Raw genomic sequence first — 9,692 nt, forward strand, 5'->3', positions numbered from 1 at the left:
GATGCGGTTTTATCTATGTCTAAGGGTCGGTAAATTAATAACGTTCCGTATGTTTGTTCGCTCGCAGTGCGACTGCGAGCGGGATGCAGTGTAACTGCATCCCCAACATGGTTTGATCTATGTACTGAGGGTGATTACACAGCGCCGTGGCGGCGAGCCTGCCAAACTAAGCGCAAAGGAAACTTTACCATACGAACATACACCTACGGGAAAAGATTTGCGTACAACGACTGCGCAAACTCAAGCATTACCTGTTCATCGACAGAGGTTGGCTGATCGCCCCCGGCGCCGAAGAACTCCAGCGTCACCACCATCCGGTCCGCCGCCATGACCGGGTCCGACATATCCAAACTCACCTGACCGTATTCTATAACCCAGGCGAAGAATTGTTTCTGTTCCCTCGCGGTTAACAATTCCCCGATCGTTTTCATCGTTGCCTCGGGTTGCTTTGAGCGGCAATTGCTCCCATACGCTTCGCCGGAGAGAAAAACAGTCAACTGATCGCAGAACCCGGCGATGCCGCCGTCTCGCGTCCAGGTAAGGGCAAGCGTGGCGGGCTGAACTTGGTTTCCCTCCTCGCTGATGTGATACTCGAATTCCAGTCCGTTCGCTTGCAGTACAATGATCTTGCCGGGGGTGATCACTTCGGCGCACAGAACATTTTGCATCGACACACCAAGACACGAATCGGGAAACTCGACATCCTTACTGCTCACAACGACTATTGTGTCCGCGTCCAGCCCAAGGTTGGAAGCAAGTTGCGCGACGATGGCTTCTTCGATCAAACCAAACGGCGCCCCGCCAACTTGCGCGATCTGACTGCCGTTCTTATTCGTGTGCAATTCGTATTGTTCACCGCGAGCCTGCAATATGATTTTATAGCCGGGCACAATCGCCTCCGTGCACATTACCCCCGGTCGTTGAACACCGAGACAGCCATCGGGCCAGTCAACTGCCTCTGTTGAGAGAATGCCGACCTCATCGGGTGACAGGCTCAACGTCGAGGCAAGATGCGAGATCGCCGCCTGTTCGGCAAGCGTCAATTCCGTTTGCGGCGTCGGCGCGACCTGTCCATCCTCCTCCGGGAAAAGCGATTGCTGTGTCGGCTTGCCTGCCGGGGCGCAGGCAGAAAGAATCAAGATCAAAATCATGGGTAACACGATGCGTTTCATTCAAACTCCTTGACCAAAGGACGTGACCGTCATCCAGAATGTTCCGTCTGCCTGTATAATCGTGAGCATGCGAAATAAGTTTATCCTGGCGCTTGCGCTCATTGTAACCGCGTGCGCGCCGAAACCTGACCCAAATATTCAAATTCAAGTTGCGGTTGCGTCCACGTTATCCGCAATTCCTACGAACACGTCGCAACCCATCCCAACGCCATATCCATCGCCAACAGCGTTCAGCCTCGCGGGTCTATTCTGCGAATATCAATTTTGCATCGGGCACCCGCTCGATATGGCGTTCTACGATGTGAGCGCGCAACAAAACCCCGTCTCGCCAAGCAGTTACTCGCAAGGGTTACTCGCCGCCTTTAACGGCAACCTGTTCATCCAGATGATCTGGCAGCTCGCGCCCGGCGCGGCAGACCCTCAATTCCTACTGGACTTAATCCTCGAGGAGGGGCTCGACACCCGCTTCGGCAACCCGGACGTGAAACTGATTCGCGATATGAACGTGGTCTACACCCCGATCACCTCCACCGCGTCTCCGCTGTTGTCCAACGGAGCCGCCGCGGCTTGGAACTGCGGCGACCGCGTGTTCGCATGGAAAGTGTACAGCCCGCAAGCCGATAACGCGCAAGCCTTGTTCGATATGGCAATGGAGCGATTTCAATGCAACCATTAGAAACACCGAGGGGAAATGTCGCTTTTCGAACCGCCAATTTTGCAGATGTTCCAAAATTCCGCGAACTGAGGCTGTTTGCCTTGAAAGACACTCCCTCCGCATTCAGCGCCGACTACTTTGCAAGCCTGAATGCGCCAACAAGTTACTGGGAAGGTCGCCTGAAACCAAGCGAGGGTTCGATCATGTTCTTTGCGGAACACGAGGGCAACTTGGTCGGCATGATCGGCATCCAGCGAGGAGATCGCCCGAAAACCCGTCATAGCGCTGGCATTTGGGGCGTGTATGTTCTGCCCGAATGGCGCGGGTTTCGCATCGCCGCCTCGTTGATCGATTCGTGCGCGATCTGGGCGAAATCGCGCAAGGTGGAAATTCTCAAACTCGCGGTAGTAACCGCCAACCAACCCGCTATCCGTTGTTATGAACGGTGCGGATTCAAAACCTACGGGACCGATCCGCGCGTCATTTGCTACGAGGGCAATTACTACGACGAATATCTAATGGCGAAAGAAATCGCCAAAGCATAAATGGGAGGCGCGTTCGTTGAGGAAGCGGAAATCCAATCTATGGCTACTTCAAAGCCGCAACTCTCCAACACGGATTTTACGCGGACGTCTTTTCTTGGACAACGACTTTCTATGATCATAAAAAGACGGGCGAGTTCTGAACCCGAGGTATTCCGTATGCTATACTTCGTTGAAATTATGGAAATCGAGGAGAAACGACCATGCCACCCACCGTCCGCGAGTTGATGACTGAAACCATCCTGACCGCCTTCCAGCCTGACAAAGCCAAAGGCGTGGACACGATCGTGCAATTCATATTCACAGGAGCGCAGGCATCCAACTGGTACGTGGTCGTCAAAGATCAGAAGTGCGAATCCGTTGAAGGTTTGCACCCAGACCCAAAAATGACGATGACCGTGGACTCGGAGGATTACATCAAGATCGCCAACGGCGAGTTGGACGCCACAATGGCGTTCATGAAAGGCAAGGTCAAGGTGAGCGGCGACATGGGGGTTGCGCTTGGTATGGGCAAGTATTTCGTCTTCGAAAAATAGACGACATCGAACCGCGCAGTGTGTATCCATAAGCGCGCGAAAACGATATAGAGGCGCCACGCGAACATGGCTGACGCTTCTCGAAGAAATCCCCTGCGCGGAAGACAAAGAGTGTCAAGAAATCAAAAACGGTGAAGAGGAAGCCTGTCAAACGGAAGGTGAAGAAGACGGTTCGCAAGTCAACGGCGAAGAAAAAGGTTTCAGCGAAGAAGAAAAGGAAGTAAGCATATATCTTCCTTGAATTATTGAAAGAATTCTGCAATTTACTTCTTGCGAGTCGAATATATAATTTACATTCAGGTTGTTATGCTAGGCTTTACCCTAGCGTCATCTACAGGTGCATTATAAGATCCACCTAATGGTTTTGCAAAAACCATGATCCAAGGAAGGAATATAAAAATGCAATACTTATGGATTTCCCCACACTTCATGTACCGCTACAATGAATGGCATCGAGTAAATAACGAGCGCGCTAATGCACGACTGGCATTAAAAGGAATTATACAATTTGCGATTGAGCCTGAAAAGAACGATATTTTAAAACTACCGCACATAACCTCTTCAACCATATTGGACGGAAAATTAGAATTCAAAGTTGCCTACAATGATAGTGTCGCAGACGTGGTTATGCTACTTGATTTCCAAAAATCAGATGTGAAGCCAGGTGAGATCAAGTCAATCGAAGGAACTCGAGCCCTACTGTTATCTGACGATGTAATTCGAGGTTGGGTAGGCAACGGAACGGCATGGGAGAGTTATTGCAAAGGTCTATGCGACGCAGCACTTATAGATTCAACCAAAAAACGACCAAACAATTTCAAGTTCTATGGAAGCGTTTCTTCTATCTTTTTGCCGTCAGAATACAGAAGAATGCATATGGTTGATCTGGGTAGTATTGGATTAAATGTCATTCTTGGCGAGTTCGATTCGATGTTATGGGCATCTCATGGAAAAGTTTCTCAGACTGTCAAACAACCCAGAGGAACAGAAATAGATTCTTGGGAAAGGCTCCACTCAGCATTAACCAATCGTTATTCCAGAATCCATCCAACACTAACTTGGAGATTATCTACGCCACCTCCACCTATCTCCCCATCTGAAACTGCTGATACATGGGTTAATAAAGAACAATTAAAGGAAATTGGTATCACTACCGCCGAAGAAATCAAAGCCGTGATGGCTTGCCGCCAAGACGATGACTTAATTAATCTTATTGATATTCTTAACGAAAGTCAATGGACAAAGCTGGATATGTTATACAGTCGTCATTTGGCACAAATACGACGGCGAGACGAAAAAACAGTTGGCTCTATTGCGCAATATGAACTTAATATATCGGGGTCCAGGGAAGCAAATAGCGCCGATTACGACAAATGGCAGGTATTGTTGACATCAATACAAAAAGATATTGTAAATAAATCTCTACTTTTACCGATCAGGTTAAAAGGTGGACCCGGCACGGGAAAGACTTTAACCGCCGTGCTACGTGCTGCTGCTCTTCTTAAGCATGCAAAAGAGATGGAAGAACCGTTCCGCTTAGGTTTTTTCGTTTTCAATCGCGATTTAGGAAGAAAAATCTACCAGCAATTTCTAACCCTAGGATTAGCAGGTTTCTTGAATGGCTCAGAGCCTCAACAACTTGTCGTAACCAATTTAATGGAATGGTGCGAGAAATTTCTAGACTTAGACAACCGCGGTATAGAACCTATTGCTCCGTACCGTGCGGAACGAATGGACAAGCAACGTGAAGCGTTATACAACTTAGTCATTGAAGAAGCCAAAAATTCTTTGGTAAGTCAGGAATATGAAAACCTTTGGAAAGAGTTTGACACTCGATCTAAAAACGGCCTGCGAGAAATTGAAACAGAAATATCGCAATTTATCAAAGCAAAAGGCATCCCATCCTTAAGCGCATATCTTGGCGAACAAAAGCCTACCCAATGGGTTAGACAAACCGACAAGGAATTCAGAAAATTTGTATGGGAAGTATATCAAGTATACGACTCAACTCTTAAATCATTGCGCATGGTAGACGCAGACGATTTAGTAAATGACTGCTTCCGCCAAGTTAGCCAAACGGTTTGGCAAAAATTTGACAAGGAGAAACAAGGTTTTGATTATTTAATTCTCGACGAGGCGCATGATTTTTTCAGACATCAAATTCATTTAATGGCGGCACTTGTGAAGGACGAACGCAATATTATGATGTGTTATGATGAAGGACAAATGGTTTACTCGCGTTATCCTACATTACGCGAAATGGGGTATGACACCAATGAAAGATTCTACATCCGAAGATTGGAAGTAAATTTCCGCAATTCCAAACAAATTCTTGCATCTTTACAAGCATTGATTGCCGCATATCCTGTATATGACTACAATTCACTATGGGGGCAAATAACGTCTAACCCAAAATCTCCCGAATCCCCAAAACCTAATTCACAAGGATATCAAAGCGATTCCGGAATGATGCGTGCAACCGCCGCCTTAGTAAAAAAACACATTGAGAATGGGGTAGACCCTCGAGAAATTGCAATAATATGTTTCGACGATGACACACTAAAAAATATCGAGTCGATTGTTGTGAGAGAAGCGGATATTAAAATTCATCATCTCACTGGTCAAGGTAAACACCCGCCTAAAAATTCTGTTGTTCTAACCACAGCAAGGCAAGTTAAGGGTGAGCAATTTGATGTATGTATACTTGTTGGTGCTAGCAGAGACAACTTACCTGATTTCAGGGGAGGCGAAGGCGAAGTTTGGTTTTCTCAAAAACGTGAAGATGATTTCAGACTGTTTGCAGTTGCAATGAGTCGTTGTAAACGGCACTTATATTTTGTGTGGACAGGTACTCAGCCTAGTGAGTTTATTGAGGCTATGGGAGATACTATTGAGGTACATGGGTAATTTTTGATAAATCCAGATAGCAATGGGTTGCTCGAGAACAGCTAGGTAGGAACAATTCTTCAACGGGCTCAGTACATTTGAAGCCTCGTACTCAATAGTCACTCCCTCCCCTTCGCCTCCTGCCAAAGGGACTCCATCTCCTCCAAACTCAACTCGGATAGATTCCGTCCCTGCCCTTTCGCGCCTTGCTCCACGAACGCGAATCGCTTCTTGAACTTCGCGTTCGTCCCCCGCAACACCGACTCGGCATCCACTTTCTTCCAACGCGCCAAGTTGACCAGCACGAAGAACAAGTCGCCGATCTCGGAGGCTAACTCAAAATCTGTTTCAGCACGCTTGATCTCTTCGATTTCCTCTTTCACTTTATCCAGCACGCCGTCAATTTCGGGCCAGTCGAAACCCACACGCGCGGCGCGATCCTGGTATTCCTGCGCCTGACTCAACGCGGGCAATGAGATTGGTACGCCATCCAAGATTCCCTTTCTGTCTTTCTTCCCTTCGACATCGCTCAGGGCAAGTTCTCCTCTTTCCTGCTCTTTGAGTTTCTCCCAATTTGCCAGCACATCGTCCACTCCATCGAGTTTCAGATTCCCAAACACATGCGGATGCCGCCGCACGATCTTCGAATGGATTCCCTGAATCACTTGCGAAACATTGAATTGCGTCTCTTCGTTTGCGATCTGCGATTGCAAAACGATCTGCAACAACAAATCTCCGAACTCCTCGCGCATGTGACCAAAGTCACCCGAATCAATGGCGGAGATGGCTTCGTAGGATTCCTCGAGCAAATGTTTCCTCAGCGACTCATGCGTCTGCTCTTTGTCCCAGGGACATCCATTCGGCGCACGCAGATGAGCCACGATCTCAGCAAACGACTCGAACGATGTCCCTTCGCCAAGCGCGGGAACATACAAACAAGTTGATTCAGAGAAATCAAAACTTTCCAATCCTCCCAATTCTCTTTCCTCTTTCGACTTTCCACTTTCTACAATCTGCATCGCATGCTCACGCGGGTACAACGCGAGCAACACATCTTTCACATGCAATGCCAGTTCCTTCGAATCGACTCCAACGATCAACGCCGGCATGTCCGGCGGGAACGGCGGCACGTGGGCTGAGGCGAGAGTCGACGCGTCGAGCAGGGTCAACCTCGCGGGCGGAGGGATGCGGAGCGCGTCGAAGGCGGAAGAGACGAGGGTCAAGTCCATGAAAATCTCCTGTGAACAACGGTGGTTGAGTAGTCCCGCGCGTGCTGAGCGGAGCGATAGCGAAGTCGAAGCATCGCGGGACGTATCGAAACCACCACTAAACAGAGTAATTCTTATTACAAGATTTTGTATGCGTACCTGTGGTTTCGACTGCTTGCGCTCAACCACCGGGTAATCCTTTAAAACATAATCCGTAATTCGCAGATTGTATCCCACGAATTACGGATCACAAATTACCAATTACTATTTACCAATTACCAAATTAGCGCTTCGTATACGTCGGCGCCTTGCGGGCTTTCTTCAGACCCGGCTTCTTGCGTTCCTTGATGCGGGCATCGCGGGTGAGCAGACCGTGCTTGCGCAACGCGGAGACCCAATCGCCGTTGAGCGAAACAAGCGCGCGGGAGAGACCCAGTCGCACCGCTTCGGTTTGACCGGTCGTTCCGCCGCCGTTCACCTTCACGGTGATGTCGTATTTCTTCGCGTCCTGCCCAACGGCAGAGAACGCGCGCAGAATATCCTGCAAATCGCCGAGGCGCGGGAAGTACACAGCCGCTTGCTTTTCGTTCACCACAAAATTTCCCGAGCCGTCCATCAAACGGACGCGGGCGGTGCTTTCCTTGCGGCGGCCAACTGCTTCATAATATTGAACAGACATTTCTTCTTCCTCTTTCGTTATGCCAACGGCACTGGGTTATTTGTGCCGTGCGGATGATTCGGACCGGCGTAAATTTTCAACCGCTTGAGCAACGAGCGTCCCATGCGATTCTTCGGCAACATGCCCCACACCGCTTCGCGCAACACGCGGTCGGGATGTTGTTGCAGTTGGTCGCGCAGGCTGATCGCCTTGTAGCCGCCGGGGTAATTCGAGTGGCGGTGATAGACCTTCGTGGTCATCTTCGATTTGGTCTTCGTGCCGGTCACGGTCACGCGCTCGGCGTTGATCACCACCACGAAGTCGCCCATCTCCACGCCGGGCGTGAAGGTCGGTTTGTTTTTACCAAGCAAAGCGTGAGCGATGCGCGTGGCGATGCGCCCCAGGGTCTGCCCATTGGCGTCCACGATCACCCAATTGCGCTCAATCTCGCTTGCTTTCGGATAGTACGATTTGTACACGTTCGATTTCTCCGTTTCTTTATTTCGATCCGCGTTAGAGAACGCGGGCTACACAAAATCTTCGATAATTTCTATTTCATTGACTCTTGATACTTCACGAAAAGGTTTTGTAGTGGCGACTTCAGTCGCGCTTTCGATCGAACGACTAAAGTCGTTACTACGCATTTTTCCTTTACGGATATTTCACGTGGATGAGCGTCAGCCCATGCGCGGGAGCGAGACCAGATGGAAGCGCGCTTCGCTTCCGGTTCCCAGCCTGCCTCGCCAAACTTTCGGCGATCGCGTCCGGGCGAATCTTTCCCTGCCCCACAGCGACCTGCACGAAGACCAGCCGCCGCACCATGCGGTATAAAAAGGCATCCGCTTCCACTTCGAACCGCCATTGATCCTTTGCGATCCGATGCCATTGCGCTTTCTTCACCGTCCGCACCGTTGTCCCTTTGGGGGTTGTCGGCGAGCCGAAGGATGAAAAATCGTGCGTGCCGGTCAGTGCGTGCGAGGCTTGCTTCAGCAGTTCATCGTCGAGCGTGTGATTCACTCTCCACGCAAACCGTTCACGGATGGGGTTGCGCAACGTATCGTAAAACAACTGATAACTATACGTCCGCGAGGTTGCGTCGAAGCGCGGATGAAAATCATCGCGGACGATCTGCGCGTCCCACACCGAAACGTCGCCGGGCAGTTTGGCGTTCAACGCGCGGACGAGTTCGTCACCCGTGTGAGTCCAGTCGAGGTCGCACACGGCAACCTGCCCCGTCGCATGAACGCCGGTGTCCGTCCTCCCCGAGAGGAGCGCCGAACGATCCGACCATCCGAGTCCGCGCAAAGCCTTTTCAAGTTCGCCTTGCACCGTTCGTTTCTTTGCCTGCCGCTGGCTTCCGAAGAAGTCTGTGCCGTCGTAGGCAAGAGTCAATTGGTAACGTGCCATTTACATTCTCCGTTCGTTCAGCAGTTGAACTGCTGAGCGAACGGAATAACGACTGAAGTCGTTACTACGATTTATTCTTCCACCAATTCCAAAATCACCATCTCAGCCGAATCGCCCATGCGCGGACCGAGCTTCAACACGCGGGTATACCCGCCGTTGCGAGTGGCATAGCGCGGCGCAATTTCGTCGAACAAGCGTTTGATGAGTTGATTATCGCCAAGTTTCGAAATGGCGAGTCGTCGCGCATGGACCTTCTGATCAGGTGTCGCGTCCGCGCTGTTGCGGGCGAGCGTGATGAGGCGTTCGGCATCGCCGCGAATGGCGGCGGCTTTCGCTTTTGTGGTCTGGATGCGTTCGTGCGTAAAAAATTGTTTGATCAGGTTGCGACGCAGCGCGGTACGCGCGCCTGTCGAACGACCCAATCGGTAACCGGATACTTGATGTCGCATTGCAAATTACTCCGCAGAATTCTTCTCGTCTTTGAGGTAGCCTTTTTCCTGCATCTTGACGCGCAGTTCATCGAGGCTCTTTTCACCGAAGTTCCGGATGGACATAACTGCGTTCTCGCCTTTTTCGAGCAGGTCGAGCACATCGCCAACGGTGGTGATGCCGGTGCGTTTGAGCGAAT

General features: G+C 50.2%; 11 protein-coding genes. 4 read left to right on the top strand and 7 right to left on the bottom strand.

The genetic code is table 11. From position 1 onward, the window contains the following. Positions 1-203 precede the first annotated feature (203 nt). A complete protein-coding gene (locus AC16KF_RS03905; RefSeq protein ID WP_484035987.1) occupies positions 204-1,172 on the bottom strand; it encodes a hypothetical protein in 969 nt (322 codons plus the stop codon). Positions 1,173-1,239: 67 nt separating this feature from the next. On the opposite strand from AC16KF_RS03905, the gene AC16KF_RS03910 reads away from it, so the two are divergent. From AC16KF_RS03910 to AC16KF_RS03925, 4 genes are all read left to right on the top strand, one after another. Next, the gene (locus AC16KF_RS03910) at positions 1,240-1,848 is read left to right on the top strand and encodes a hypothetical protein (RefSeq protein WP_484035988.1); all 609 of its coding nucleotides are present in this window, start codon (positions 1,240-1,242) and stop codon (positions 1,846-1,848) included. Next, positions 1,836-2,372: an N-acetyltransferase family protein gene (locus AC16KF_RS03915; RefSeq protein ID WP_484035989.1), complete on the top strand. Its 537-nt coding sequence runs from the start codon at positions 1,836-1,838 to the stop codon at positions 2,370-2,372. Before AC16KF_RS03910 ends, AC16KF_RS03915 begins: the two co-directional genes overlap by 13 nt. 200 nt (positions 2,373-2,572) lie before the next feature. Then, positions 2,573-2,905, top strand: coding sequence for an SCP2 sterol-binding domain-containing protein (locus AC16KF_RS03920; RefSeq protein ID WP_484035990.1), 333 nt, complete (start codon positions 2,573-2,575; stop codon positions 2,903-2,905). A 399-nt stretch (positions 2,906-3,304) separates the two neighbouring features. Beyond that, a complete protein-coding gene (locus tag AC16KF_RS03925) occupies positions 3,305-5,812 on the top strand; it encodes a UvrD-helicase domain-containing protein (protein WP_484035991.1) in 2,508 nt (835 codons plus the stop codon). A 98-nt stretch (positions 5,813-5,910) separates the two neighbouring features. On the opposite strand, the gene mazG is transcribed toward AC16KF_RS03925, so the two are convergent. From mazG to AC16KF_RS03955, 6 genes are all read right to left on the bottom strand, one after another. Continuing rightward, positions 5,911-7,020 carry a nucleoside triphosphate pyrophosphohydrolase gene (gene mazG / locus AC16KF_RS03930; protein WP_484035992.1) on the bottom strand — a complete coding sequence of 370 codons (1,110 nt, stop codon included), beginning with the start codon at positions 7,018-7,020 and terminating at the stop codon, positions 5,911-5,913. Between the two features lie 262 nt (positions 7,021-7,282). Further along, on the bottom strand, positions 7,283-7,678 hold the full coding sequence (rpsI, locus tag AC16KF_RS03935) for a 30S ribosomal protein S9 (RefSeq protein WP_484035993.1): 396 nt from the start codon (positions 7,676-7,678) through the stop codon (positions 7,283-7,285). 17 nt (positions 7,679-7,695) lie between these two features. Next, the gene (gene rplM, locus AC16KF_RS03940; protein WP_484035994.1) at positions 7,696-8,136 is read right to left on the bottom strand and encodes a 50S ribosomal protein L13; all 441 of its coding nucleotides are present in this window, start codon (positions 8,134-8,136) and stop codon (positions 7,696-7,698) included. Positions 8,137-8,308: 172 nt separating this feature from the next. Further along, on the bottom strand, positions 8,309-9,064 hold the full coding sequence (truA, locus tag AC16KF_RS03945; RefSeq protein ID WP_484035995.1) for a tRNA pseudouridine(38-40) synthase TruA: 756 nt from the start codon (positions 9,062-9,064) through the stop codon (positions 8,309-8,311). 71 nt (positions 9,065-9,135) lie between these two features. Then, positions 9,136-9,513 (bottom strand): 50S ribosomal protein L17, encoded by a 378-nt coding sequence (gene rplQ, locus AC16KF_RS03950; RefSeq protein WP_484035996.1) that lies wholly within the window; start codon positions 9,511-9,513, stop codon positions 9,136-9,138. Between the two features lie 6 nt (positions 9,514-9,519). Next, positions 9,520-9,692 (bottom strand): DNA-directed RNA polymerase subunit alpha C-terminal domain-containing protein (locus tag AC16KF_RS03955; RefSeq protein ID WP_484035997.1); only part of this gene is annotated, 173 nt, incomplete at its 5' end.

The sequence above is a fragment of the Candidatus Defluviilinea gracilis genome (genome assembly GCF_057138825.1).

Excerpts from the sequence above, each read along its gene's own strand:
- AC16KF_RS03910 (WP_484035988.1), top strand. The coding sequence starts at position 1,240 with ATGCGAAATAAGTTTATCCTGGCGCTTGCGCTCATTGTAACCGCGTGC.
- truA (WP_484035995.1), bottom strand. The coding sequence starts at position 9,064 with ATGGCACGTTACCAATTGACTCTTGCCTACGACGGCACAGACTTCTTC.
- AC16KF_RS03905 (WP_484035987.1), bottom strand. The coding sequence starts at position 1,172 with ATGAAACGCATCGTGTTACCCATGATTTTGATCTTGATTCTTTCTGCC.
- rplQ (WP_484035996.1), bottom strand. The coding sequence starts at position 9,513 with ATGCGACATCAAGTATCCGGTTACCGATTGGGTCGTTCGACAGGCGCG.
- rpsI (WP_484035993.1), bottom strand. The coding sequence starts at position 7,678 with ATGTCTGTTCAATATTATGAAGCAGTTGGCCGCCGCAAGGAAAGCACC.
- AC16KF_RS03915 (WP_484035989.1), top strand. The coding sequence starts at position 1,836 with ATGCAACCATTAGAAACACCGAGGGGAAATGTCGCTTTTCGAACCGCC.
- mazG (WP_484035992.1), bottom strand. The coding sequence starts at position 7,020 with ATGGACTTGACCCTCGTCTCTTCCGCCTTCGACGCGCTCCGCATCCCT.
- AC16KF_RS03925 (WP_484035991.1), top strand. The coding sequence starts at position 3,305 with ATGCAATACTTATGGATTTCCCCACACTTCATGTACCGCTACAATGAA.
- AC16KF_RS03920 (WP_484035990.1), top strand. The coding sequence starts at position 2,573 with ATGCCACCCACCGTCCGCGAGTTGATGACTGAAACCATCCTGACCGCC.